This window comes from Prevotella melaninogenica, assembly GCF_003609775.1.
In the GTDB taxonomy this organism is placed as follows: domain Bacteria; phylum Bacteroidota; class Bacteroidia; order Bacteroidales; family Bacteroidaceae; genus Prevotella; species Prevotella melaninogenica_A.
The window spans coordinates 1,022,338-1,047,509 of the sequence record NZ_AP018050.1; the positions used below are offsets into that span (position 1 = coordinate 1,022,338).

Genomic DNA, 25,172 nt, shown 5'->3' on the forward strand with positions numbered 1-25,172 from the left:
TGTTAATTGCAGAAGCAAAATATAATAAACATATAATAAGGTATGTATAGAACAAATACTTGTGGAGAGCTGCGCCTTTCGGATGCAGGCAAAGAAGTAACCCTCGCTGGATGGGTACAGCGCGCACGTAAAATGGGAGGTATGACTTTTGTCGATCTTCGTGACCGCTATGGTATTACCCAGTTAGTTTTCAATGAGGCCGATAATGCAGACCTTTGTGGCGAAGCTAACAAGTTAGGACGTGAATATTGTATCCAAGTTAAGGGTGTTGTCAATGAGCGTCAGAGTAAGAATAACAAGATTCCAACAGGTGATATAGAAATTATTGCCAAGGAATTGAAGGTACTTAGCAGTTCTGAGACTCCTCCTTTTACAATTGAAGATAACACAGACGGTGGTGATGACCTCCGTATGAAATATCGCTATTTAGACCTTCGTCGTGAGGCTGTGCGTAAGAACATGGAATTACGTCACCGCATGACGATTCTTATTCGTAACTTCCTCGACTCTGCACAGTTTATGGAAGTTGAGACTCCTATCCTCATTGGTTCAACACCAGAGGGTGCACGTGACTTCGTTGTACCATCACGTATGAACCCAGGTCAGTTCTATGCGCTTCCACAGAGTCCACAGACATTGAAGCAGTTGTTGATGGTTGCAGGTTTTGATCGCTACTTCCAGATTGCTAAGTGTTTCCGTGATGAGGACTTACGTGCTGACCGTCAGCCAGAGTTTACACAGATTGACTGTGAGATGTCATTTGTTGATCAGGATGATGTTATCAATCTGTTCGAGGAGATGGCGCGTCATCTTTTCCGCGAGATTCGTGGTGTAGAGCTTCCTAAATTGGAGCAGATGAAGTGGCACGATGCTATGAAACGTTTTGGTTCTGATAAGCCAGACTTGCGTTTTGGCATGGAGTTCGTAGAGTTGATGGACGACTTGAAGGGTACAGGTTCTTTCTCTGTATTTGATGAGGCTGCTTATATCGGTGGTATTGTTGTGCCTGGTTGTGCTGAATATAGCCGCAAGCAACTCAACGAATTGACTGACTTTGTGAAGCGTCCTCAGGTAGGTGCTCAGGGCCTTGTATTTATCAAGTACAATGCAGATGGTACTATTAAGAGTTCTATCGATAAGTTCTATACAGAGGAGCAGTTGCTGAAAGTTAAGGAAACAACAGGTGCCAAGGATGGCGACCTTGTGCTGATTCTTTCTGGTGACAATGTTAGAAAGACACGTGTTCAACTCTGTTCTTTACGTCTTGAGATGGGTGATCGTTTAGGTCTTCGCGATAAGAACGTATTTAAGTGTCTATGGATTGTTGACTTCCCATTGTTTGAGTGGAGCGATGAAGAGCAGCGTTTGATGGCAACTCACCACCCATTTACTATGCCTCATCCTGATGATATCCAGTTGCTGGATGAGCATCCAGAGCAGGTTCGAGCAAAGGCATACGACTTTGTATGTAATGGTATTGAAGTTGGTGGTGGCTCACTTCGTATTCACGATACTCAGTTGCAGGAGAAGATGTTTGAGGTTCTCGGCTTTACACCAGAGAGTGCTAAGGCACAGTTTGGCTTCTTGATGAATGCTTTCAAGTATGGTGCACCACCTCATGCAGGTCTTGCTTTCGGTCTTGATCGCTTTGTTAGCATTATGGCTGGTCTCGATTCAATCCGTGACTGTATCGCATTCCCTAAGAATAATAGTGGCCGTGATGTCATGTTGGATGCTCCTTCGTTTATCGATCAGAAGCAATTGGACGAGTTGGAAATCAAGTTAGATTTGAAGGCATAATACTCTTTTTGGTTGACTTATGTCAATAAATTGTTACTTAAGGAGTTAAAGCGTTCATTATCTGTTACTTTTCGTCGTAAGTATTTGATACTTTGGATTATTTGATGTACTTTTGCAACAAATAAATAGCATTCAACTGAAGAAAACTAATAATTTCTTTTGTGCGTATGCATTACTTTAGCAGATAAGTACAAATATATAATTATTCGATTGCTTGAACGAGACTTTAATTGTATAAAACTATGACAGAAAAGAAAGAAGTTAAGTCTGCTCCTAAAGCAGCAAAGAAGGCTCCTGCAAAGAAAGCTCCTGCAAAGAAGGTAGTTGTAGCTATTAACGCAGAGAATGTCGGTTTTAAGGCTGGCGATGTTTACAATGCTCTTGCTGCTGAGGCTAAGGCCTTGACAGTTGCTGAGATTGCTAAGGCTGCTAATATTAGCACTGAGGAGGTTTATCTCGGTATTGGCTGGCTCTTTAAGGAGGGTAAAGTTAAAGGTGAAGACGGCAAAGTTGCTCTTGCTTAATTAGAGTAATTACTATAACACAGGAGGGGAGTCTGTATAATAAAGGTATAGGCTCCCTTTTTTGTATGCAATACGACAAAGAAATATTACGGGTTCTTGCTGAGGCAGGTAGCGAGGGACTTTCTGTACAGAAAATCTCCCGTCATGTTTTTAATGCTTGTAATTCTCTTTTCAATTCGCTTAATCAAGAAGATGTACATAAGTATGTACAGATGTATCTCTTGAAGAATAGCAAGTCTTGTAACTCTCTTATTGAAAAGAGTAGGAAAGGAGTTTATCGACTTAATGAGAGTAATCAATTGTCTCAACAACTCATTCTTCAGTTTCATGACGAGGTAGAAACCCCTAAAGAGAAGCCTGCTGAAGATCAAAGTCTGAGCTTATTTGATTTTTAATTTTATAGCTTTCTTTTCTTAGTTCTTCTTACTTAATACCACTAAAAAAGAAAAAGCCACAGTATTAATTGTCGTTATTCATTTTTATTTGTATATTTGCAATCATATTAATTTTTTGATAAATAGTTATGGCGCAAACAGATAATCATCTTGTCATTATGGCAGGTGGCGTAGGCGGTAGATTCTGGCCGATGAGTACTGCAGACTGTCCTAAGCAGTTTATTGATGTTTTAGGAGTAGGTAGATCACTTATCCAGTTGACCTATGATCGCTTTGCAGGTGTTGTTCCTTCTGACAATGTGTGGGTTGTCACGAACCAAAAGTATGTCTCTTTGGTTCATGAACAGCTCCCAGAGATTCCTTTGAATCATATTCTGAGCGAGCCTTGTCGTCGTAATACAGCACCTTGTATTGCATACGTGAGTTGGCGTATCAAGAAAGAGAACCCAAAGGCTAATATTGTGGTGTCGCCAAGTGATCATATTGTAACCAATGAAGCAGAGTTTAAGCGTGTAATCACTAACTGCTTGAAGTTTACCGCAGAGACTGATGCTGTGGTTACTTTGGGTATGAAACCAACACGTCCAGAAACGGGTTATGGCTATATACAAGCTGATCTTTCAACTGCTTCAGCGCGTAATCGTGAGATTTATCGTGTAGATCAGTTCCGTGAGAAGCCTGATTTATCAACAGCTGAGCAATATATTAAGCAGAATAACTTCTTTTGGAATGCAGGAATCTTTATTTGGAGTGCCTCTACTATTGTTAATGCTTTCCGTATCTATCAACCAAGTATAGCAAGAATTTTTGAGCGTATCATGGATGTTTTGGATACTGCAGATGAGCAACGCGTGATTGATGAGGTATATCCTGAATGTGAGAATATCTCTGTTGATTATGCTATTATGGAAAAGGCTGAGGAGATATTTGTTTGTCCTGCAGACTTCGGGTGGAGTGATTTAGGAACTTGGGGCTCGTTGCTTGCTCAGACACAACATGATATTTACGGTAATGCTGTTATTGGTAATGATGTTCATCTGTTTGATAGTAAGAACTGTATTGTACATACAACGGAGGAACGTAAGGTGGTTATCCAAGGACTTGATGGCTATATTGTAGCTGAACAAGATGGCAAATTGCTTATCTGTCGCCTCTCAGAAGAGCAGCGTTTGAAGCAGTTTACGGGTGAAGGATAAGTTTGCTTGATTTGAAATTATAAGTAAATAGTTTGCGTAGGTGCTGGTTTTAGATACTGGTCCTACGCATATCTCTTTTATGGTAGGAGGTTAGTTCAGAACGTTCTTATTGAAAGTTCAATTATTTAAATGCTTGTCGTTTGATTGAGTCGACCATCTCGTTATTCTTATTCTGATGTTATGTTGAGTGGTGTTAGGCCTCCGCACCATTGGTGTTTAGCCTCCGCACGCCTCGTGCTGGGCGTTCGCACATAGATTAGAAAAGGTAGGGAACTTGCTAATAGTTCTTCTACTATATTATAAGACTTCAATGATTACATAAGTTGAGAAGTGTTTGTCAGACGATTTGAAATTAAATATTCATGATTATGATACCAAAGCTTAAGTTGATTATATTCTTTGTTTTATGTTTTCCATTTACACTCTTTGCGCAGATTCCACAACTTGTGCGAATTAATCCGCAGCACTATTTTCAACGAACAGTTCCAAAGGGGAATTATAGTGGATTGACATGGTTGGGAGCTAATTGCTATGCTGTGGTTTCAGATAAGACTGCACAAAGTGGTTTCTTTCTCTTTCGTATAGAGATAGATTCTGTTAGTGGAGATATTAAAGAGGTCGTGAATGATGGCTTTCAGTCGTCGGGGGAGGCGAATAAAGATGAAGAGGGAATAGCTTTTTTTCCTAAGGACAGTACGTTGTTAATATCTCGTGAGGCAGATAGTAGAATCTTGGAATATGACATGAATGGTAAACTGACAGGTAGAGAGTTAGCTATACCTTCTATTTTCAGCATAGCTACACCAGCATATAGCTTTGAAGCATTAACTTACAATGCTCATACTCATCGTTTTTGGACAACTTCTGAAAGTACATTGAAGCCAGATGGGCAACAAGCTAATGCAACGAATCAAGTGAAGAATCGGCTTCGTTTTCAGAGTTTTGATGACTCTTTTGCTCCACAGGAACAATATGCCTATTTAATGGATGTGGCGGAGAATAATCCTTCTGCTTCTAATTATGCAATGGGTGTACCAGCAATGACAGCCTTAGATGATGGAAAGTTGCTTGTTTTAGAGCGTGAATTCTTAGTGACTTCAAGTAAGATAGGATCGTTTGTAGAGAATAAGATTTATTGTGTAAACCCTGCTCAGTCTATATCTATCAGTCAAGAAAAAGAGCTTGATACTGATAGCCCGTATATGCAGAAAACATTGATTGCAGCGTGGAAAACCTCATTGGGATTGCTCCGTCAGAATCTTGCTAATTATGAAGGTATGTGTCTTGGCCCCCGCCTTGCAGACGGAAGCCAAGTTATAGTACTTTGTGCTGACAGCCAAGATCAATATGGTGGTGTTCTTCGCGATTGGTTTCGTACGATTATTATTCGATGAACTTCATTCGGTTTAGCGCAGCAGTTATTTCATCTTCTTATGAAGTTTGCGCAAAGCCTTGTCACGAATCTGTCTTACACGCTCACGCTTTAGTCCCATATCCTCTGCAATCTCAGCCATAGTATAGTGTGCCCCAGCTAAGCCATAGATATAGGTGATAACATGTTTCTCACGATCATCAAGTATATCTAAGCCTTTTTGAATCTCATTACTGAGGATTTCTTGGTTAAGATGTTCATCTGCATGCTTTGCATTCTCATTCTCAAGGATATGTTGTAGTGTGAAATTATTACTACTACCTACAGGTACTGGCTGGTCAATAGAGATGGCACGTGAACGTTTCTGTTCAAATCTACTTGTCTCGTTTTTAGGGAGTTTATAGAGTGTAGCCTGCTCCTTGATAGCCTCCTCCATGGCATTACGGATATATGGAGCTGCAAAGACAACAAAGCGCACACCTCTTGAACCGTCAAACTTCTGTGCAGCATACATCATCCCAATATTTCCCTCGCTGATAAGGTCGTCTTCTCCCAATCCACAATTACGATATTGATGTGCCAAGGAAACAACAAACTTCAAGTTAGCCTTGGTCAGTTTCTCCAAGGCTCTTGCGTCGCCAACCTTTATTTTTTCAGCTAATTCCTGCTCTTCTTTATCTGAAAGAAGCTGCTCATTAGCTATATCTTCAATGTATTTTTCGTTTGAAGTCATAACAAGGAGTTTTTAAGTGAATATCGGTATATAGCGTTACACCTGCTGTGATTGATTATTATCGTTCTTCTTTCTCTTGATATACCATTTAATAAGGAAATAAAGGCATGCGAGAATAACCAAAATAATCAAGCCGAACTTGATATACTCTCCATACTCTAAAATCTTCTCTTCGAGTTGATCTTCTGGTACAAAAGAGTGCATATAATGTCCTAAGAAGGCAAGGATACTATGCCAAGAAGCAGCACCTATCGTTGTATAAAGTAAGAACTTCCAATAATTCATCTTTGCCAATCCTGCTGGAATAGAGATGAGATGGCGTATACCTGGTAAGAGACGGCCTGTGATAGTAGCCACCATACCATGGTCATCAAAGTATTTCTCACTCTTTTCAACCTTTTCTTGATTCAACAAGCATAGGTGTCCCCATTTACTATTAGCAAATTTATAGATGATTGGGCGTCCCAGATACCATCCCGCAAGATAGTTAATAGATGCACCAACGTCTGCTCCTAAAGTGGAGAAAAGAATTACCAGCCATATATCAAGGTTGCCAGCAGCAGCATGATAAGCAGCAGGGGCAACAACTAATTCTGATGGTACAGGGATAACTGTACTTTCAAGAAGCATCAAAAAGAAGATGGTGCCATAGTTGAGATGTCCGAGCATGGATGTGATAAAACTCATAATGATATGTTATTAATTATAATTCAACTTATTTTAAAATACGAATGTTGGGGTAGTCCTGAGGGCTTGTACCTTCTGGATAAAGGTCTGATAGCATCATAATACTCTCCTCTGGATTTCTTTTAACGGCTTGTTGCACGTATATCTTGAATTCTTTTTTTAGTTTTAATTCATAGCAACAACGTGCAAGGTAAGCAAAACCAATGTCCCAGTCGTCATCCATTTCAGGCAATAACGTACTAAAGATATTATAAGCATATTCTACATACCCATTGTCAAAGGTTGAAATACCAATGTGGATGAGTGTTAGACTCTTACTCTTTGTTTCTGCTAATGCCAAATGATAATAACGTTGCGCTTCTGAAGCATTGCCCTGCATGAGATGTATATGTCCGATGGTAACATCAACGACAGTTGTATCTTGATTATGGCAGAGTTTCTTATAACGCTCGTAATATTTCAGCGCCTCCTCATAATTACCAAGTGAAAAGAGTCCGTTTGCCTTGTTGAGGATAGCTTCTTCATCATCAGGATTGATAGCAATAGAGTATTCACTTGATGTGATAGAATCCTTAATGTCATTTCTTAAAAGCTGAGTCTGAGCTAACTGATTCCAGTAAGGACCAGAATATGGGTTGGTATCAAGTAACTCATTGAGGATCGACTCACTCTCTTTATACTTCCCATGATTTTTGAGAACACGTGCACGAAGTTCCTTGTAGTCGTTGTCTTCCGTCTTTGTTGAGCGGCTTAACCACTTCTCTACATATTCAGTTTCCTCATAATCAGAAAAGAGGGCTGCAACATCAAGGACGTAATCCTCACGGTCTTCTTGTGAAATAATCGCGTCGTACTGGCTTTGAAGGAAGTCATCAGCTTCTGCAGCCTTGTTGTCAACAATCATAATTTCAGCCTTAAGATAGAGATAATCTAAATCAGTCTTATCGACAATCATCTCTGCAATCTCGTCAGCAAGTTGTGGGTCATCGTTGCAGAATAGTGCCAAACGTGCCTTGAAAGAAAGTGGAATAGTGGCTGTCGGATACATGTGAATAGCATAGTCTACAGCCTCTAAAGCCTTGTTATCCTCACCAATATAGTGGTAATACTCAGCAACATCAGTTAGTTCCTCAGGGTCGAGGAACTCGCTGATGTTGTCTTCCTGCAATTCTTCATATCTTCGAAGTAACTGCTTGAATTTATCACTTTGATAGTATATATCCAAATCTAACTTTACTTTAGTTATGCTTTGGCCTTCTTAGCCCAAGTATCCTTCAAACCAACAGTCTTGTTGAACACGAGGTGGTCGGCTGTTGTATCTGGGTCAAGCATGAAATAACCAGTACGCTGGAACTGTAAGTAATCTCCAGGCTTCTTCTCTGCGAGATACTGCTCAACGTAGCACTCGGTGCGTACGGTAAGACTCTCTGGGTTGAGAAGTTCACGGAAATCACGTTCGTCAGCAGCAGGATTCTCAACATTGAACAAACGGTCGTATTCACGTACCTCAGCCTTTAAGCAATGGTCTGCACTAACCCAGTGGAGAGTACCCTTCACCTTACGGTCAGCACCCTGCATACCACTCTTGCTCTCTGCATCGTATTCTGCTTGAATCTCAATGATATTGCCCTCAGCATCCTTAGTACAGCCAGTACATTTAACAATGTAGGCATTCTTCAATCTTACTTCCTTACCTGGAGACATACGGAAGAACTTCTTTGGTGCATCCTCCATAAAGTCAGCACGTTCAATCCAAAGATTCTTTGAGAAGGTGATAGTGTGTGAACCATCAGCCTCATTCTCTGGGTTGTTGATAGCTTCCATTTCCTCTGTCATACCTTCAGGATAGTTGGTAATAACAAGCTTTACAGGGTCGAGCACTGCGCTAACACGTGTTGCCTTCTTATTCAAGTCATCACGTACAGCAGCCTCCAACAATGCTACGTCATTGAGTGCATCAAACTTGGTATAGCCAATAGAATCAATGAAGTTACGGATAGATTCTGGAGAATAACCACGACGACGCATACCGCAGAGAGTAGGCATACGTGGGTCATCCCAGCCCTTAACGAGATTTTCATCAACCAAAGTGTGAAGCTTACGCTTTGACATTACTGTATAAGTAAGGTTCAAACGGTTGAATTCAATCTGTCGTGGACGGTTATCAGTCAAGTTGTCATCTGTGCCATCACTTTCCTTTAAGAAGTCAATTAACTTATCATAGAGAGGGCGATGAGGAACAAACTCGAGTGTACAGATAGAGTGGGTAACACCCTCAAAGTAGTCGCTTTGTCCGTGCGCAAAGTCATACATTGGATAGCAATGCCACTTTGTACCTGTGCGATGGTGTGGAATCTGAATGATTCGATATATGATAGGATCACGGAAGTGCATGTTAGGATTAGCCATATCCAGCTTTGCACGAAGTACCATGCTTCCCTCAACAGCCTCTGGTGTGTTCATCTGCTCAAACAGAGCAAGGCTCTCCTCTATAGGGCGATCACGATAAGGTGATGCTGTACCAGGAGTTGTTGGTGTACCTTTCTGTATTGCAATCTGCTCAGAAGTCTGCTCGTCAACGTACGCCAAGCCCTTCTTAATCATCCATACAGCAAAGTCCCACAACTTCTCGAAGTAATCACTTGCATAATAAATGTTACCCCATTTGAATCCAAGCCAGCTAATATCATGAAGAATGTTCTCTACATACTCATTATTCTCTTTGCTTGGATTTGTATCATCAAAGCGAAGATTACAGATACCCTTATAATCCTCAGCTACACCAAAGTCCATGCAAATCGCTTTTGCATGACCAATATGGAGATAGCCATTTGGCTCTGGCGGGAAACGTGTCTGAATACGTCCTCCGTTTTTACCCTTTGCGAGGTCTTCCTCTACCAGTTGTTCAACGAAGCTCAAGCTACGCTTCTCCTCATTGGTGTTGTTCTCTATCGTAGTCATATTTTCCTATTTATTATTATGCTGCAAAGTTACTTATTTTTTCTCGTTTTTGATGCACTTTATTATAAATAATGGTGTATATTCTTTTATGCAGTTTGAAAAGAACTTTATAAAATGATTCTTGAGTGATGCTTTGAAAGGTTTATTGCAGATTCTGTAACGAAATAAAACCATTTTTCTTTATCTTTTTCAAGTGTTTAATAAAAGTGAATATGACAGCCTGTCAGTGATAGGTGTATATGAGATAACAAATGTTTTGTTTTTGATAAAAAAGTTGCATAAAAGTTTGCACATATAAAAATAATGCCCTATCTTTGCAAACGTTATCCTGAATACAATCTTTTTACCTTAAAGAAACTAATACCTATTGAGATTGAATGCCCATCGCTGTGAAGCGTAGGGCATTTTTATTTTTAGTAATTTTGAGGTGTCGTATTTTTATTTACAATATTCACTTTATGCGTTTTAGTTATCTTAAAATTAATATTATATTTTTCTTTATAGTTCATTTAAGTGTATTTCTAATTTATACTTAGGTGTAATTATGACGATTCAAAGTGTATTTTAACGCTTAGTACCAATCTTTTATTATTCGTTTTATTAGAGAATAGTATATGGTAATATTATACATTTAGTTTGAAACGAACTTTCCTTAAATCCACCTACCTACTTGTTTGTATTTTTTTTAATATTTTCTTATTATCTTGTAGTTTGTCGTATAGATATTGTAACTTTGCATAAAACTGGAACAAAATGAAGAATATATTTAAAGAACTACGACGTAAGGACCACCCGCGTGTGCTGGGTGCCTTAGATATATTTAAGTTTATTGGTCCCGGACTTTTGGTGACCGTAGGTTTTATTGACCCTGGTAACTGGGCAAGTAACTTTGCTGCTGGTTCTGAGTATGGCTACGCTTTGTTATGGGTAGTAACCCTTTCGACGATTATGCTTATTGCTTTACAGCATAATGTTGCCCATCTTGGAATTGTGACAGGACTCTGTCTTAGTGAGGCTGCTGTTAAGTATGCACCCAAGTGGATAGGTCGTCCTATTATTTTGAGTGCTATTCTTGCCAGTATCTCTACCTCTTTAGCTGAGATTCTCGGTGGTGCTATTGCGCTACAAATGCTCTTTGGTATAAGTATTCCAACGGGTTCTGTCTTAACAACTGTAGCCGTGTTGATTATGCTGTTTACGAATAGCTATAAGAAGATGGAGCGTGCTATTATTGGCTTTGTGTCAATGATAGGTCTTTCGTTTGTCTATGAACTCTTTCTTGTTGACATTCATTGGCCTGCAGCTATTGAAGGTGCTTTCGTTCCGACAGTTCCACAAGGTTCTCTTTTGATTATCATGAGCGTGTTAGGAGCTGTTGTGATGCCTCATAACCTTTTCCTTCACTCAGAGATTGTACAGAGCCGTGAGATTAATTTGGAGGGTGACGAGCGTATCCAGCACATGTTGAAGTATGAGTTTGTCGATACACTTTTCTCAATGATTGTGGGTTGGGCTATTAACTCTGCGATGATTCTTTTGGCAGCAAGTACATTCTTCTCTCATGGTCAGCACGTAGATGAACTTTCTCAAGCGCAAGCAATGTTACAACCGCTGTTGGGTAATAATGCAGCGAATATATTTGCAATTGCCTTGCTTTTAGCTGGTATTTCAAGTACGATAACCAGTGGAATGGCTGCGGGTAGTATCTTCTCAGGACTTTTTGGTGAGTCATATAATGCGAAAGATGCACACTCTATCGTTGGTATTGTTCTCTCATTGGGTATTGCCCTTCTGCTGATATTCTTTATTGGTGACCCATTTAAGGGGCTGATTATATCACAGATGTTTTTATCTGTTCAACTTCCTTTCACCGTCTTCTTACAAGTTGGTTTGACATCTTCTAAGCGTGTGATGGGTAAATATGCCAACACGAAGTTGAATATGCTCTTCCTTTATTCATTAGCGGGTATCGTCACCTTACTTAATATATGGCTCTTAATAGAGAGTATATCATAGTGGCTGCATCTTGTAAGATGGGTTAGGATAAGAGTAGACTTGTGCTTTGTAAAATAAATTCACATTGTGTAAATTAATAGATGCTTAATTGCGTTTCAATTGGGCGTTAATTGAGATCTAAAAGGGCGTTAGTTGGCATGCAACTAACGCCCTTTTGCAATGCAGTTAAGCACCTTTTGCAATGTGTTTTTGCAACTGTTTGATTCTCTGAAAGTTATAGGTGTGATTTTTCTTGGTACTTTTAAGGTAAAAGTAACTTCTTTTCTCTTTCTTTGTGTAATGATTTTTCAAAGTGGCTATTTGTGCTTTACTCCTATAAAAAGCCAACTTCTGCGGGTTAATCCTACATTATATAATATAAAAAAGACGGGAATGATACGACCATATCATTCCCGTCTATTATGTTATTTGCTATTAATCTTAGATAGACTTGTAGCCGTTCGTACTGTTATGTGCAAGCAAGTCTTTCAGATTAAGTTCTCTACCACCATGTGCTTCGTAAGCTTCTCTCATTTCTTCCTCGCCCTCAGCCTCTTCTTCAGAGTGAACGAAAGTAACGCACTTGTTTTTAAGTTCTGCGACTACCCAGCCAATCAGTGCGATGATAAGCAGTGCAATCAGTCCTGTCATTGGAGTTATCATAATTGATTTGTTTTTTATTTATGATGCAAAATTACATTAAGTTTCGGAAAGCACCAAATAATCTCTAAGTTTTCAGTAACTTTGCAGTAAATATAACTGTATAAAGTTAATAAGAACAAGATGACAAGAAAAGAAAGATATGATTATGCACTGAGTTATTTTCGCAAGAATGTTGGGCATGTTTCGACTGAGCTAAATTTTGGTTCAGCATTCCAACTTCTTTGTGCGACACTCCTTTCTGCTCAGTGTACGGATAAGCGAATTAATGCAATTACACCAGAGTTGTTTCGTCATTATCCCGATGCGAAGGCGATGGCAGAGGCTACTGCTGATGAGATATTTGAATATGTAAAGAGTGTTTCTTACCCAAATTCAAAGGCAAAGCATCTGGTTGAGATGTCGAAGATATTGGTTGAGAAGTTTGATGGTGAGGTGCCTTCAGACCCTAATGCACTTGTTACGCTTCCGGGAGTAGGGCGTAAAACGGCAAATGTTATTCAAGCAGTGTGGTTTGGTAAGCCAACACTTGCGGTTGATACGCATGTCTACCGTGTCAGTCATCGTTTGGGTCTGGTTCCTTCAACAGCAAATACCCCTCGTAAAGTTGAGGATTATCTGATGAAGAATATCCCTACAGAGGAGGTCTCTGATGCACATCATTGGATATTGCTTCACGGCCGTTATGTTTGCAAGAGTGCTAAGCCTGATTGCGAGCATTGCCCCTTTGATGATATATGTCCAAAGTTGTTGGAGAATAGTAAGTTATAAAAAGTCCCCAAAAGGTAAAGGATAAAAAGGATATAATATAGGAAGAATATGAATACAAAGAAGATAATGCACTTTCTGAAAGGTATTGCTGCGAACAATAATAAGCAATGGTTTCAGGAGCATAAGGCTGAATACGATGAGGTGAAGGCTGATTTTGAGAACGGAGTTGACCAAATAATATCTTGTTTGGCAACCTTTGATGATGAGGTTTCACACTTGACGGCAAAGGATTGTACCTATCGTTTTTACCGTGACGTTCGTTTCTCACCTGATAAAAGTCCGTATAAACGCCACTTGGGTGCATACATTTGTGCACGTGGTAGAAAAGCGTTGCGTGGCGGTTATTATATACATCTTCAACCAGGTAACTGCTTAGTAGCTGTTGGCTGCTATTGGTTGCCTACGAATATATTGACTTCATGCCGCAATGAAATTATGGCGAATGTTGATGAATGGCTCAAGCATGTAGAGAATGAGGAGTTCATCAATTTGTTTGGACGACCCAATGAGGGTGAATGGACAGACGATAAAGTCAGTAAAAAAGGCTTTGGACTTGCTTCCTTAAAGACGGTTCCAAAGGGATTTCCAAAGGATTATGAGCATCTTCAGTATCTTCGAATGAAGGATTACTGCTGTTGGGTTAAAGTTGCTGATGATTTCTTCGAGGGCGATGGTTGGATTGAGCAGTTAGAACATATCTTCAAGACGGGTAAGCCTATGATGGACTTTATTAATAATGTGGTAGATGATTATGAATAGAAACAAATAAAAGAGGAATGCGAAGGCATTCCTCTTTGTTTCTATTTTTACTAAAACTCCTTGGCTAATTAATGTATTAGCCAAAGAGATAATAGATTACTTCTTTCTCAACTCTTCAAGACTTGTCTTCAAAGCGGCAATCTTCTCTTCAGAGTCGCTCTGCTTCTTGCGCTCACGTTCGATGACTGCTGCAGGAGCATTTGCCACGAAGTTCTCGTTTGACAACTTCTTCTTGATACCTATGAGGAAGCCCTCAAGGTGCTTAAGTTCCTTCTCCTGCTTCTCAATCTCAGCTGCAACGTCAATCAAGTCGCCCACTGGGACAGCGAAGCTATCAGTACCTACCATGAAACCAGATGCGTCTCCGCTCTTCTCTGTTACCACTTCAATAGCCTTCAAGTTAGCCATCTTGATGATTACACTATTATAAGCCTCATAGTTGTTCTGACCAATTACGTTCAAGTCGAGCTCAACCTTTGGAGCAATGTTCTTCTGATTGCGTACGGTTCTCACACCGCTGACAATCGCCTTAACCTGCTCAATTGCTTCAATAAGACTCAACTCGTCCTTGCTTGGAGCATCGAGCTTGAGTTCATCCCGCATAATACTCTCGCTATCCTTACGGTCATAGATGTGCTGCCACAACTCCTCAGTAATGAAAGGCATGAATGGGTGCAACATCTTCAAGAGTGAATTGAAGAATTTAAGGGTTGCTTCGTAGGTGAGCTTGTCGATTGGTTTGCCGTATTCAGGCTTAATCATCTCCAAGTACCAACTTGAGAACTCGTCCCAGAAGAGGCGGTAAACAGTCATCAAAGCCTCTGAAATACGATAGCTCTTGAATTGCTCGTTCATCTCGGCATTTACTTCCTTCAGCTTCGCATCGAACCATTCAACAGCAATCTTACTTGCCAATGGCTGCTCAGTATCAGCTGTTTCCCAACCCTGAACGAGGCGGAAAGCATTCCAAATCTTATTGTTGAAGTTACGTCCTTGCTCGCAAAGTGTCTCGTCGAAGAGGATGTCATTACCTGCAGGTGCAGAGAGCATCATACCCATACGAACACCGTCAGCACCGTACTTCTCAATCAACATGATAGGGTCTGGTGAGTTACCAAGACTCTTACTCATCTTACGTCCGAGCTTATCACGTACAATACCTGTGAAGTAGACATGCTTGAATGGGAACTTTCCACGATACTCATAGCCTGCCATAATCATACGTGCTACCCAGAAGAAGATAATATCTGGACCTGTAACGAGGTCGCTGGTAGGGTAGTAGTAGTTGATTTCTTCGTTATCAGGGTTATTGATTCCATCGAACACAGAGATAGGCCACAACCAACTTGAGAACCAAGTATCCATACAGTCGCTCTCCTGCTCGAGGTCAGCAGCTGTAACAGAAGGGTTGATATCCTGTGCCAACTTCAATGCTTCTTCAGTAGTTTCTGCCACAACAGTGGCATTCTTACCCTCAGCATCTTTGAAGTAATATGCTGGAATACGATGACCCCACCACAACTGACGGCTGATACACCAGTCCTTAATATTCTCTAACCAGTGGCGGTAAGTGTTCTTGTATTTTTTAGGATAGAACTCAATATCGTCGTTCATGACTGGAGCGAGGGCGATATCAGCAAAGTGCTGCATCTTTAAGAACCATTGTGTAGAGAGCTTAGGCTCAATAGGTACGTGTGTACGCTCTGAGTAACCCACCTTATTATCATAGTCCTCAACCTTCTCCATGAGGCCTGCAGCCTCCAAATCCTTTGATATCTGCTTACGTACATCCATACGGTCCTGACCAACATACAAGCCAGCAGCCTCAGAGATAGTACCATTATCGTTAAAGATATCAATTGTTTCTAAACCATGCTTCAAACCAAGAGCGTGGTCGTTTACGTCGTGAGCAGGGGTTACCTTCAAACAACCAGTACCGAACTGGATATCAACGTATGAGTCTTCAATAACTGGAATCACACGATTTACCAATGGAACGATAACATGAAGACCCCTCAACCATGTGTTTTTAACGTCCTCTGGGTTGATACACATAGCCGAGTCACCCATGATAGTCTCAGGACGAGTGGTAGCAACAACTGCATAGTAACCCTTCTCATCCTTATGCATTACGTTGCCTTCATTCTTTCGTTCAACCTTTGTCTGGTCTTCTTTTGCAACATAGTATTTAAGGTGATAAAGCTTAGAATGTTCATCCTTGTAGATTACCTCTTCGTCAGAAAGAGCAGTCTGAGCCTGTGGGTCCCAGTTAACCATGCGTACACCACGATAGATGTAACCCTTCTTATAGAGGTCACAGAATACTTTTATAACGCTTTCGCTGCGGATATCATCCATAGTAAATGCAGTACGGTCCCAATCGCATGAGCAACCAAGTCGGCGCAACTGTTTGAGGATAATGCCACCATGCTCGTGTGTCCAATCCCATGCATGTTCAAGGAACTGCTCACGAGTGAGGTCAGTCTTCTTTACACCTTGCTCTGCAAGGCGATTCACAACCTTTGCCTCTGTAGCAATACTTGCGTGGTCTGTACCTGGTACCCAGCAAGCATTCTTACCCTCCATACGGGCACGTCTTACCAGAATGTCCTGAATTGTATTGTTCAACATGTGGCCCATGTGAAGCACACCTGTTACGTTTGGTGGTGGAATAACCACGGTGTAAGGCTCGCGGCCATCAGGCTTAGAACTGAAAAGCTTGTTGTCCAGCCAATACTGGTACCATTTTGATTCCACTATTTGTGGATCATACTTGCTTGCTAATTCCATTGTCTCGTATATTATTATTTCTTTATTATCTTTAAAATTACGATGCAAAAGTACAAAAAATCCGCCTAAAAAGCGTATCTTTGCATCAATAATAGTACACAGATGAGTACTTTAACGTTTATCTTTAACTTTAAACATCAAGACTTTGCATACTAAAGAAGAGAAACTGGAAGCTTTTGCCCGACTTTTAGACATTCAAGAACGACTCCGAAAGGAGTGCCCGTGGGACAGAAAACAAACCAATGAAAGCCTTCGTCCTAATACGATTGAAGAGACTTTTGAATTGGCAGATGCACTCTTGAAAAATGACTCAAAAGAGATTTGTAAGGAACTTGGAGATGTGATGGAGCACGTTGTCTTCTATTCATTGCTTGGTGAAGAAAAAGATGACTTTGATGTTGCTGATGTCTGTAATGCACAATCTGATAAACTTATGTTTCGACATGATTTTATTGATTGGACGGGTTGGAGCGTGACACGCTCTGATATGGTTGTTAATGCAGCGGGACAGGTTGTTTACAAAGATGAAGAACAGCAGGCTGCTAAAAACGCACAGTCGTCAACTCCTAATACTGCTTCTCAAGTGGAATCTACATGGGAGCAGCGCAAACAACGTGAGCGTGATGGCAATACTTCGGTACTCTCTGGTGTGCCAAATTCGCTACCAAGTCTTATTAAGGCTTATCGTATCCAAGATAAGGCACGTAATGTTGGTTTTGATTGGGAAAAGAAAGAGCAAGTATGGGACAAGGTGTATGAAGAATTAGGAGAGTTGAAGAACGAGTTGATGAAGGAAGATAAGCAGCGTTCAACAGAAGAGCTTGGCGACTTCTTATTCTCTCTTATTAATGCAGCACGCCTCTATCATTTGAATCCTGATAATGCTCTTGAGCATACGAATCAGAAGTTTATTAAACGGTTTAATTATATTGAGGAAGCAGCTAAGGAAAAGGGAGTTACGATAAAAGACTTAACTCTTGCTGAAATGGATGAGTTATGGAATCAAGCCAAGGCTGCTAACAATTAAAATTACGATAGGAATTAAGGAGTATAAATATGAAAAGAATCTTTTATTTTATCATGTCTTTGTTTATTCTTGCAGTAGCAATCTCTTGCAAGGATAACAAGCCTAAGTCTGTAATGTCTCAATCAGGAGAGGTAGAGGACTCTGTTTCTACTAACGATAGTACAATCTATGGTACGATGGTTGATGGTGGTATGAACTCTATCATTCTGCTTACAGACAATGGTGATACACTTGAATATCTTGTAAATCCAGATGATACAATTGAGGTTGTCAAAGGTGGAAAGATTAATGGTGACCGCTTTGCTATTATTGGTTATAAAGAATATGGTGACAACTTTATGCGTTCAGCGATTAACCTTACCTCTTTGTTAGGTAACTGGAGTAGTCTTGATCGCAACTTCGAAATTAAAGAAGGTGGTACTGTCACTTCAAGTTTGCAGTCTGAGAAGAATCCATGGACAGCTTGGAAAATATGGAATGGCAAGTTGATTCTGTCTAAGGATACCTTTGATATAGAAAACCTTGGTGCAGACACGTTGTCATTGGAGAATAAAGCGGGTATCTTTGTCTTTACAAGAGGAAAATAAACTCTTCGCAATGCTCTCTTTTAAGAGAATGTAACGACTATTATAAGAAAATGAATCTTTTCATTCCTCTCTTAAAAGGGTGGAATGAAAAGATATTGGTAAATATATATGGAGCCCTTTAAAGTACATATTCTTGGTTGCGGTAGTGCATTACCAACTTTGCAACATAATGCTTCTTCTCAAGTTGTTGAACTTAGGGAGAAGCTTTTTATGATAGATTGTGGGGAGGGGACGCAGATACAACTTCGCAGGTCACGTATACATTTCTCTAAGATTATCGCTGTTTTTATTAGCCACCTGCATGGTGATCATTGCTTTGGCTTGCCCGGAATGATTTCTACCTTTGGTATGACGGGACGCACGGCTCCTTTACATATCTATGCTCCTGCGGCTTTTGAGCCTATTCTTGACCAAACATTGAACTTCTTTTGTCAAGGTTTAGAGTTTGAGGTTGTGTTCCATGCTGTTGATACAAAGCAGAATAAGGTGGTTTATGAGGATAGGAGTCTGACGGTTGAGACAATCCCTTTGCAGCATCGTATTGAATGTTGTGGCTATCTGTTCCGTGAGAAACCAACGCTACCGCATATTCGCCGTGATATGATAGACTTTTATCATATTCCTATCAGTCAGATTAATAATATAAAAGCAGGGGCAGATTGGGTGACGCCAGAGGGCGATGTGATTCCTAATAGTAAACTGACAACGCCTGCTGCGCCTACTCGTAGCTATGCTTATTGTTCTGATACGCGATACATTAAAACCCTACATAATCTTGTAAAAGAAGTTACGACACTCTATCATGAAAGTACATACGCAGCACAAGATGCTGATCGTGCTCGTCTTTATTGGCACAGTACATCTGAGCAAGCTGCACAGGTGGCTCGTGATGCGTCTGTGGGGAAACTTCTTTTAGGGCATTATTCTGCACGTTATGGTAATGAACAGCAGTTGTTAGAGGAGGCAAAAGAAATATTCCCTAATAGCTTCCTGACACAAGAAGGTGTAACCTTTGATATATAAGTAGGCTTGTATGATTTTTTTTTTGATGCAATCTACCAATCTTAATGTTATACAAATAAGAAAGGTAGCATATACCTATACTTATATATAATATAGGCTTTTAAGATTACGAATAATCAGTTTCTGAACTTGTATTAGAGTGCTAAAATCCTATTGTAAATGATAACAACCGAATTATTTTCATGAAAATAAATATTTTTCTTCATGAAAATAAATATTTTTGTTCACGTAAATAAATTTTTCTTGTCGTGAAAATAATTCGATAATGGTTGTCCCTTTTACAGATTAAAATGGTGATTAGTCTTTCTTTTCTTCCTCATTTGAAGATTGAAATGACGCTAAACGTTCTCCCCTTACAAATATTACAACACCACTTAATACCAATGCTAATCCACCGAAAAGTAGTTCGTTTCCATTGAAGTGGAGAATAACATGGAGTGCGAACAGAAGTAGACCTAAAATAATGTCTGCGATGCCTAAGTATTTGATATATCTTTTCATACAAAAGTGTAAATATGCCGTTTGTTGGCGCAAAAGTACTAAAAATATTTGGTCAGTTGCATAAAAATCAGTACTTTTGCACCGCATTTTGCGAAAGCAGGTGTAATTTAATTCACAATTTTATATTTTTAAGTAGTATGAATCAATACGAAACCGTTTTCATTTTGACTCCCGTTTTGTCTGACGAACAGATGAAGGAAACGGTCGCTAAATTCAAGAAACTGCTCACCGACAATGGCGCTGAGATCTTGAACGAGGAGGCCTGGGGTCTGAAGAAGTTGGCTTACAACATCCAGAAGAAGTCATCTGGCTTCTACGCAATGTTGGAGTTCAACGCAGAACCAACAGTTATCAACACTCTCGAGACCGGCTTCCGTCGTGACGAGAAGGTTATTCGTTACATCACCGTTAAGCAGGACAAGTACTCTGCAGCTTATGCTGAGAAGCGTCGTGCTAAATGGGCAGCTAAAAAGGAGGCTTAAATCATGGCAGAGCAGAAATCAGAAATCCGTTATTTGACCGCTCCTTCTATCGACACAAAGAAGAAGAAGTATTGCCGTTTCAAGAAGAGCGGTATTAAGTACATCGATTATAAGGATGGCGAGTTCTTGAAGAAATTCCTCAACGAACAGGGTAAGATTCTTCCTCGTCGTATCACAGGTACTTCTTTGAAGTATCAGCGTCGTGTGGCACAGGCTGTTAAGCGTGCTCGCCAGATTGCGCTCCTTCCATACGTAACCGATTTGATGAAGTAAAAAGGAGGTCAATAGATGGAAATTATTTTGAAAGAAGATATTATCGGTCTTGGATACAAGAACGATATCGTTAATGTAAAGAATGGTTATGGCCGTAACTACCTTATCCCAACAGGTAAGGGTATCATCGCTTCTCCATCTGCTAAGAAGCAGTTGGCTGAAAACTTGAAGCAGCAGGCTTCTAAGCTCGCAGCTCTTAAGGCTGAGGCAGAGAAGAAGGCAGCTCAGTTGGAGGGTGTAGAGCTTGTTATTGCAACTAAGGTTTCTGCAACTGGCGTAACTTACGGTTCAGTTAATGCAGCTACTGTTGTTGAGGAACTCGCTAAGCGCGGTATTGAAATCGATCGTAAGATTGTTACAATGCGCGATATGAAGAAGGTTGGTACATCTGAGGCTACTGTACACTTCCACAAGGAGGTTGAGGTTAAGGTTCCTGTAACTGTTGTTGCAGAGAATCAGCCAGCACCTGCTGTTGAGGAAGCTCCAGTAGAGCAGCCTGCAGAGGCAACTGTAGCTGAGGAGGAAACTCCTGCAGCAGAGTAATTCTATATTGACATTTTGCACTGTAAAGCAGTAATGTTAGATAATAATCCCTTTCACTTTCGGGTGGAGGGGATTTTTTAGTCATTATGAAACGAATTGTACTTACCGGCGGTCCATGTGCCGGAAAAACAACAGCACTTGTCAAGATTATTGAGCACTTCTCAAGTCTTGGCTATAAGGTGTTTATCATTCCTGAAGTTCCAACGCTTTTCTCTCAGGCGGGTATGGATTATCTTACAGATAATGCTGCGTTCTTCTATGAAGGAGAGAAGGCAACTTTGGAGGTTCAACTTGCTTTGGAAGATAATTTTACGCGTATGGCTGAGACCATTGATAAACCTACGATTATAGTATGTGATCGTGGTACAATGGATATCTCTGCTTATATGAAGCCAGAGATGTGGAAAGAGATTACAGCTGGTGTAGGAACAACTTCCGAGGAACTTCGTGCTCGTTATGATGCAGTTCTTCACCTTGTGAGTGCTGCGGATGGAGCAGAACAGTTCTATACCACTGCTAATAATGCTGAACGTACAGAAGGGCTTGAGCTTGCACGTGAAATGGATAAGAAAGTTATTCAAGCTTGGTCGGAACATCCGCACTTGCGTGTAATCAACAATCACGAGAACTTTGACACGAAGATTAATCGTGTTATACAGGATATTTCTAATGTCTTGGAGATTCCACAGCAGATTGTCGAGGAACGCAAATACATTGTTCGATTGACTGGTGAGATTCCTGATGCTATCGAAAGTGAGATTACACAGACCTATCTAACCTCAGAACCTCGCAGTGAGGTGCGTCTACGTCGTCGTACTCTGAATGGTGTTTCGGTTAATGTTCGTACAACAAAGAAGACCTTACCGAATAATGAACAGGTTGTTACTGAGCGACAGATAGATAATAATCTATATGAATCATTGATGCGTCAGGCAGATCCTTATCGTCAGTCTATCCACAAGATTCGCAAGACCTTTATCTGGCGTGGTCAGTTCTTTGAACTTGATACTTATCTTGCTCCTACCTCTAATCTTCAGATTTTGGAGACAAAGGGAATCGTTGACCATGAGGATGTGAATTTCCCTCCATTCATTGAAGTTCTTGAGGATATCACAGGTAAGACTGAATACTATAATTACAATTTGGCTTTGAAGAAGTAAAAAGTCTTAAGCTTTCTATATCAAAGAATAGCTTTATAACTTTAAAGTAAAATAAATGCCGTAATACTCTCTGAGCGTTACGGCATTTGTTGTATGTTGTTTTAAGAAGTTTACTTCTTCTTTGTAGCCTTATCGAGCTTCTCCCAGTATTTCTTACCTTTTTCCTTCAACTTAGCAGTGAAGTCCATAGCGTCTGCTGCAGCCTGTGCTTCATCAGCAGGAGATGCGTAAGCGTGGTGGAATCCTTTAACTTTATTCCACTCTCCGCGTGTGAAATCAGGCACTTCTACAGGAATGTTACCATTGTCCATAGAGATAGAACCTAACTCTGCCAAGCAGCACCATTCTGCCAAGTCATAAACGTCGATATCCAAAGGAAGACCGTTCTGTAGACAGTAAACTAAACGTGAGTCCATGATGAAGTCCATACCACCATGTCCACCAACTTCTTTTGCCTGCTTCTCATATTTAGCAACGATAGGACTCTCATACTTCTCTATCAATGCTTTGGTGTCAACCTGTGAAAGATAAGAGTGACCTGAAAGGTTGTCAGATGACGGAGTAACACCTGATTTCTTCATCTCCTCAGCAGAAAGAGCAAAGCCTTCAAAAGGATACTTATTGGCAAAACCCTTTGTTCCAGTGAGCTGATACATACGATTATATGGCTGTGGGGTCATTACGTTATGATGAATCTCAATTACCTTTCCGTTCTCTGTGCTGATAAGGGTAGTTGTTTGGTCACCATTACGGAACTCGTTACAAGGCTCTCCAGTCATTTTCTCAACCTGTTTCTTACCATTAACAGACTTTGTATCCATTGCAACGAGGGTGTTCATCTTATCACCTCTGTGGATATCCAATACCTGTGCGATAGGGCCTAAGCCATGAGTTGCATAGACGTCACCACGGAATTTCTGGTTGTAATCCAATCTCCAGCCTAACTTGTCTTGTGCATCCTTCTTCCAATATGCGTCCCAGAATTTAGATAGTTCATGACGATAGGCACCCTGAACATAAAGAATCTCACCGAAGACATCTTTCTGTGCCATGTTCAATGAGTTCAACTCAAAGAAGTCATAGCAGCAGTTCTCAAGCATCATACAGTGCAGACGCTTCTTCTCAGATATATCGATGAGTTTCCAAATTTCTGTAAGGTTCATGGCAGCAGGTACTTCTACAGCAACGTGCTTACCATTGTTCATAGCCTCGTAGGCAACAAGGAAGTGATGCTTCCAGTCTGGAGCAATATATACAAGGTCAATATCCTTGCGCTTGCAAAGCTCTTTATAGCCATCTTCTCCAGAGTAGATGTCGGCTGCAGGCATGCTTGCTTTACGTAGATATTCTTGACATCTCTCAGCTCTACCGCGCTCATAGTCGCAGAGTGCCATTACTTGGATACCAGGGATATGTGTCCAACGCTCTACAGCATCATGACCACGCATTCCTAAACCAACAAAAGCCACGCGAACAACCTTCAACTTAGGTGAAGTCATGTTCAGTGCACTTTCTTGTCCTGCTGCACGTACTGGAACTTCCGTTACAGCTTTTCCATTGGTCACCTTGTATGGCCAGTTGAACTGAGCCATTACAGTTGATGGTAAGAGAAAGCTACCGAGAATAAATGCAGTAGCTATTGATTTTCTGATACTCATTGTTTTTAGTTATTTGTTTATTGGTAAATTTTGTATTTTAATATCCAAAGTATTTGTAGGCAAAGATACTAAAAAATATTTAAACAAAAGAAGTATGACTTCTCCTTTTTCCTAATGATTCAGCCATTGTTTAGTAAGATTAAATTATTTAATGTGTTATGTGCTATTGCTTATGTTTATACTTAAATTAATTTATAGGGCTTTTATGCAGTCAACTCATCCAATCTTGAATTTGTTAATCATTAGTTTCTCACTTATATTATAATGATAGAAAAGATTCTTTCTTTCGTTTTCTTATCAATATATTGATGCTTAGCACGTGTGGTGCGAATGGTGCGCACCAATGGTGCGGATGGTAAACACCACATGTGTTGTTGGTCAACACTTATCAAATCGCAATACCTCTTAGTAAGAATAATTGCTTTTTTGATCTAATAACTGGCTTGTATGGGGTTATGCTTGTGATACAAAAAAGGAACTCCTACATTGAGTAAAAGTTCCTTATAACTATCTGTTTTCTTATTAGCCTTCGCGTCTCATCTGCTCAATCAGTTCTTTCTGACGATCTGTGAGGTGGTCAGGAAGTTTCACATTATAAGTGATGATAAGGTCGCCGAAGGTACCATCGCCACGGTCGTAACCCTTACCACGCAGACGCACCTTGGTTCCACCTTGTGTTAATGGCTTTACCTTTAGTTTTACCTTCTGTCCACCAGAGAGCTGAATAACAACTTCACCTCCTAAAAGGGCAGTGTAAAGGTCTATGCCGACGTTAGCCTCCATCTGTCCTGTTGGCTGTTGTGCATGAGCTCTACCCGTGTTAAAGCCAGACGAACGACGTCGTCCACCACCTCCAAAGAGGTCTTGGAAGAAGCTACTGAAACCACTGCCACCATTACCAAAGCTACTAAAGTCAAATCCACCGAATGGATTTCCTCCACCTTGTCCACCTTGGAATCCACCAAAGCCACCAGCGTTCTCGTATGCTTCTGCATTACGCCACTGCTCTCCGTACTTATCGTATTTAGCTCGCTTATCAGGATCACCGATAACCTCAAACGCTTCGCTCAATGCTTGAAATTTAGCTTTTGCCTTTGGGTCGTTTGGGTGTAAGTCTGGATGAAACTGCTTAGCTCGTTTTCTATAGGCTGCTCGTACATCCTTTTGAGGGATGTTGCGGTCAACACCAAGTATCTTATAATAATCTATAAATGCCATAATATCTCCTCTCTAATTAAAGTTTAATACCGTTCTTAGGGTAGCAAATATTGTGCC

24 protein-coding genes are annotated in these 25,172 nt (G+C 40.5%); 15 read left to right on the forward strand and 9 right to left on the reverse strand.

Features of this window, described 5'->3' with window-relative positions; translation table 11 throughout:
- Positions 1-42: 42 nt before the first annotated feature.
- The 5 genes from aspS to PMEL_RS10805 all read left to right on the forward strand — a co-directional run bounded on the left by aspS (position 43) and on the right by PMEL_RS10805 (position 5,309).
- The gene (aspS, locus tag PMEL_RS10785; protein ID WP_120175252.1) at positions 43-1,800 is read left to right on the forward strand and encodes an aspartate--tRNA ligase; all 1,758 of its coding nucleotides are present in this window, start codon (positions 43-45) and stop codon (positions 1,798-1,800) included.
- A gap of 242 nt (positions 1,801-2,042) precedes the next feature.
- A complete protein-coding gene (locus tag PMEL_RS10790) occupies positions 2,043-2,324 on the forward strand; it encodes a winged helix-turn-helix domain-containing protein (RefSeq protein WP_120175253.1) in 282 nt (93 codons plus the stop codon).
- Between the two features lie 65 nt (positions 2,325-2,389).
- Positions 2,390-2,719 (forward strand): hypothetical protein, encoded by a 330-nt coding sequence (locus PMEL_RS10795; protein ID WP_120175254.1) that lies wholly within the window; start codon positions 2,390-2,392, stop codon positions 2,717-2,719.
- A 128-nt stretch (positions 2,720-2,847) separates the two neighbouring features.
- Complete coding sequence (locus tag PMEL_RS10800; RefSeq protein ID WP_120175255.1) at positions 2,848-3,915, forward strand: mannose-1-phosphate guanylyltransferase; 1,068 nt, start codon at positions 2,848-2,850, stop codon at positions 3,913-3,915.
- Positions 3,916-4,277: 362 nt separating this feature from the next.
- Positions 4,278-5,309 carry an esterase-like activity of phytase family protein gene (locus PMEL_RS10805; RefSeq protein WP_120175256.1) on the forward strand — a complete coding sequence of 344 codons (1,032 nt, stop codon included), beginning with the start codon at positions 4,278-4,280 and terminating at the stop codon, positions 5,307-5,309.
- 24 nt (positions 5,310-5,333) lie between these two features.
- Here PMEL_RS10805 and PMEL_RS10810 read toward each other — a convergent pair whose 3' ends face one another.
- The 4 genes from PMEL_RS10810 to PMEL_RS10825 are packed head-to-tail and all read right to left on the reverse strand — an operon-like array spanning position 5,334 to position 9,668.
- Positions 5,334-6,020, reverse strand: a complete 687-nt coding sequence (locus tag PMEL_RS10810; RefSeq protein WP_120175257.1) for a sigma-70 family RNA polymerase sigma factor — start codon at positions 6,018-6,020, stop codon at positions 5,334-5,336.
- Positions 6,021-6,056: 36 nt separating this feature from the next.
- Positions 6,057-6,707 carry a DedA family protein gene (locus PMEL_RS10815; RefSeq protein ID WP_120175258.1) on the reverse strand — a complete coding sequence of 217 codons (651 nt, stop codon included), beginning with the start codon at positions 6,705-6,707 and terminating at the stop codon, positions 6,057-6,059.
- Between the two features lie 28 nt (positions 6,708-6,735).
- The gene (locus PMEL_RS10820; RefSeq protein ID WP_120175259.1) at positions 6,736-7,932 is read right to left on the reverse strand and encodes a tetratricopeptide repeat protein; all 1,197 of its coding nucleotides are present in this window, start codon (positions 7,930-7,932) and stop codon (positions 6,736-6,738) included.
- 17 nt (positions 7,933-7,949) lie between these two features.
- Complete coding sequence (locus tag PMEL_RS10825) at positions 7,950-9,668, reverse strand: glutamine--tRNA ligase/YqeY domain fusion protein (RefSeq protein WP_120175260.1); 1,719 nt, start codon at positions 9,666-9,668, stop codon at positions 7,950-7,952.
- Between the two features lie 753 nt (positions 9,669-10,421).
- Here PMEL_RS10825 and PMEL_RS10830 point away from each other — a divergent pair.
- Positions 10,422-11,684: an Nramp family divalent metal transporter gene (locus PMEL_RS10830; protein ID WP_120175261.1), complete on the forward strand. Its 1,263-nt coding sequence runs from the start codon at positions 10,422-10,424 to the stop codon at positions 11,682-11,684.
- A 420-nt stretch (positions 11,685-12,104) separates the two neighbouring features.
- Here the strand turns inward: PMEL_RS10830 and PMEL_RS10835 are convergent, their stop codons facing one another.
- Positions 12,105-12,326, reverse strand: coding sequence for a hypothetical protein (locus PMEL_RS10835; RefSeq protein WP_120175262.1), 222 nt, complete (start codon positions 12,324-12,326; stop codon positions 12,105-12,107).
- Between the two features lie 120 nt (positions 12,327-12,446).
- Between PMEL_RS10835 and nth the strand changes: the two genes are divergently transcribed.
- A complete protein-coding gene (nth, locus tag PMEL_RS10840; RefSeq protein WP_120175263.1) occupies positions 12,447-13,094 on the forward strand; it encodes an endonuclease III in 648 nt (215 codons plus the stop codon).
- Positions 13,095-13,142: 48 nt separating this feature from the next.
- Entirely contained in the window at positions 13,143-13,853 is a 711-nt protein-coding gene (locus PMEL_RS10845) for a DUF2461 domain-containing protein (RefSeq protein ID WP_120175264.1), read from the forward strand.
- Positions 13,854-13,949: 96 nt separating this feature from the next.
- On the opposite strand, the gene PMEL_RS10850 is transcribed toward PMEL_RS10845, so the two are convergent.
- Positions 13,950-16,643, reverse strand: a complete 2,694-nt coding sequence (locus PMEL_RS10850; RefSeq protein WP_120175265.1) for a valine--tRNA ligase — start codon at positions 16,641-16,643, stop codon at positions 13,950-13,952.
- Between the two features lie 145 nt (positions 16,644-16,788).
- On the opposite strand from PMEL_RS10850, the gene mazG reads away from it, so the two are divergent.
- From mazG to PMEL_RS10865, 3 genes are all read left to right on the forward strand, one after another.
- Positions 16,789-17,670, forward strand: coding sequence for a nucleoside triphosphate pyrophosphohydrolase (gene mazG, locus PMEL_RS10855; protein WP_120175266.1), 882 nt, complete (start codon positions 16,789-16,791; stop codon positions 17,668-17,670).
- 29 nt (positions 17,671-17,699) lie between these two features.
- Positions 17,700-18,257 (forward strand): hypothetical protein, encoded by a 558-nt coding sequence (locus PMEL_RS10860; RefSeq protein WP_120175267.1) that lies wholly within the window; start codon positions 17,700-17,702, stop codon positions 18,255-18,257.
- Between the two features lie 108 nt (positions 18,258-18,365).
- On the forward strand, positions 18,366-19,280 hold the full coding sequence (locus PMEL_RS10865) for a ribonuclease Z (RefSeq protein ID WP_120175268.1): 915 nt from the start codon (positions 18,366-18,368) through the stop codon (positions 19,278-19,280).
- Positions 19,281-19,577: 297 nt separating this feature from the next.
- On the opposite strand, the gene PMEL_RS10870 is transcribed toward PMEL_RS10865, so the two are convergent.
- Positions 19,578-19,781 (reverse strand): hypothetical protein, encoded by a 204-nt coding sequence (locus PMEL_RS10870; RefSeq protein WP_120175269.1) that lies wholly within the window; start codon positions 19,779-19,781, stop codon positions 19,578-19,580.
- Positions 19,782-19,918: 137 nt separating this feature from the next.
- Between PMEL_RS10870 and rpsF the strand changes: the two genes are divergently transcribed.
- The 4 genes from rpsF (at position 19,919) to PMEL_RS10890 (ending at position 22,239) form a co-directional block, all read left to right on the forward strand.
- Positions 19,919-20,263 (forward strand): 30S ribosomal protein S6, encoded by a 345-nt coding sequence (rpsF, locus tag PMEL_RS10875; protein ID WP_120175270.1) that lies wholly within the window; start codon positions 19,919-19,921, stop codon positions 20,261-20,263.
- A 3-nt stretch (positions 20,264-20,266) separates the two neighbouring features.
- Positions 20,267-20,536 carry a 30S ribosomal protein S18 gene (gene rpsR, locus PMEL_RS10880; protein WP_004353605.1) on the forward strand — a complete coding sequence of 90 codons (270 nt, stop codon included), beginning with the start codon at positions 20,267-20,269 and terminating at the stop codon, positions 20,534-20,536.
- 15 nt (positions 20,537-20,551) lie between these two features.
- A complete protein-coding gene (gene rplI, locus PMEL_RS10885) occupies positions 20,552-21,079 on the forward strand; it encodes a 50S ribosomal protein L9 (protein ID WP_120175271.1) in 528 nt (175 codons plus the stop codon).
- Positions 21,080-21,165: 86 nt separating this feature from the next.
- Positions 21,166-22,239 (forward strand): AAA family ATPase, encoded by a 1,074-nt coding sequence (locus PMEL_RS10890; protein WP_120175272.1) that lies wholly within the window; start codon positions 21,166-21,168, stop codon positions 22,237-22,239.
- A 110-nt stretch (positions 22,240-22,349) separates the two neighbouring features.
- Here the strand turns inward: PMEL_RS10890 and PMEL_RS10895 are convergent, their stop codons facing one another.
- Positions 22,350-23,897 carry a Gfo/Idh/MocA family protein gene (locus PMEL_RS10895; protein WP_120175273.1) on the reverse strand — a complete coding sequence of 516 codons (1,548 nt, stop codon included), beginning with the start codon at positions 23,895-23,897 and terminating at the stop codon, positions 22,350-22,352.
- Positions 23,898-24,419: 522 nt separating this feature from the next.
- Positions 24,420-25,115, reverse strand: coding sequence for a DnaJ domain-containing protein (locus PMEL_RS10900; RefSeq protein ID WP_120175274.1), 696 nt, complete (start codon positions 25,113-25,115; stop codon positions 24,420-24,422).
- Positions 25,116-25,172: the final 57 nt, after the last annotated feature.

Coding starts and splice junctions, on each gene's coding strand:
- aspS (WP_120175252.1), top strand. CDS start 43: ATGTATAGAACAAATACTTGTGGAGAGCTGCGCCTTTCGGATGCAGGC.
- PMEL_RS10790 (WP_120175253.1), top strand. CDS start 2,043: ATGACAGAAAAGAAAGAAGTTAAGTCTGCTCCTAAAGCAGCAAAGAAG.
- PMEL_RS10795 (WP_120175254.1), top strand. CDS start 2,390: ATGCAATACGACAAAGAAATATTACGGGTTCTTGCTGAGGCAGGTAGC.
- PMEL_RS10800 (WP_120175255.1), top strand. CDS start 2,848: ATGGCGCAAACAGATAATCATCTTGTCATTATGGCAGGTGGCGTAGGC.
- PMEL_RS10805 (WP_120175256.1), top strand. CDS start 4,278: ATGATTATGATACCAAAGCTTAAGTTGATTATATTCTTTGTTTTATGT.
- PMEL_RS10810 (WP_120175257.1), bottom strand. CDS start 6,020: ATGACTTCAAACGAAAAATACATTGAAGATATAGCTAATGAGCAGCTT.
- PMEL_RS10815 (WP_120175258.1), bottom strand. CDS start 6,707: ATGAGTTTTATCACATCCATGCTCGGACATCTCAACTATGGCACCATC.
- PMEL_RS10825 (WP_120175260.1), bottom strand. CDS start 9,668: ATGACTACGATAGAGAACAACACCAATGAGGAGAAGCGTAGCTTGAGC.
- PMEL_RS10830 (WP_120175261.1), top strand. CDS start 10,422: ATGAAGAATATATTTAAAGAACTACGACGTAAGGACCACCCGCGTGTG.
- PMEL_RS10835 (WP_120175262.1), bottom strand. CDS start 12,326: ATGATAACTCCAATGACAGGACTGATTGCACTGCTTATCATCGCACTG.
- nth (WP_120175263.1), top strand. CDS start 12,447: ATGACAAGAAAAGAAAGATATGATTATGCACTGAGTTATTTTCGCAAG.
- PMEL_RS10845 (WP_120175264.1), top strand. CDS start 13,143: ATGAATACAAAGAAGATAATGCACTTTCTGAAAGGTATTGCTGCGAAC.
- PMEL_RS10850 (WP_120175265.1), bottom strand. CDS start 16,643: ATGGAATTAGCAAGCAAGTATGATCCACAAATAGTGGAATCAAAATGG.
- PMEL_RS10860 (WP_120175267.1), top strand. CDS start 17,700: ATGAAAAGAATCTTTTATTTTATCATGTCTTTGTTTATTCTTGCAGTA.
- PMEL_RS10865 (WP_120175268.1), top strand. CDS start 18,366: ATGGAGCCCTTTAAAGTACATATTCTTGGTTGCGGTAGTGCATTACCA.
- PMEL_RS10870 (WP_120175269.1), bottom strand. CDS start 19,781: ATGAAAAGATATATCAAATACTTAGGCATCGCAGACATTATTTTAGGT.
- rpsF (WP_120175270.1), top strand. CDS start 19,919: ATGAATCAATACGAAACCGTTTTCATTTTGACTCCCGTTTTGTCTGAC.
- rpsR (WP_004353605.1), top strand. CDS start 20,267: ATGGCAGAGCAGAAATCAGAAATCCGTTATTTGACCGCTCCTTCTATC.
- rplI (WP_120175271.1), top strand. CDS start 20,552: ATGGAAATTATTTTGAAAGAAGATATTATCGGTCTTGGATACAAGAAC.
- PMEL_RS10890 (WP_120175272.1), top strand. CDS start 21,166: ATGAAACGAATTGTACTTACCGGCGGTCCATGTGCCGGAAAAACAACA.
- PMEL_RS10895 (WP_120175273.1), bottom strand. CDS start 23,897: ATGAGTATCAGAAAATCAATAGCTACTGCATTTATTCTCGGTAGCTTT.
- PMEL_RS10900 (WP_120175274.1), bottom strand. CDS start 25,115: ATGGCATTTATAGATTATTATAAGATACTTGGTGTTGACCGCAACATC.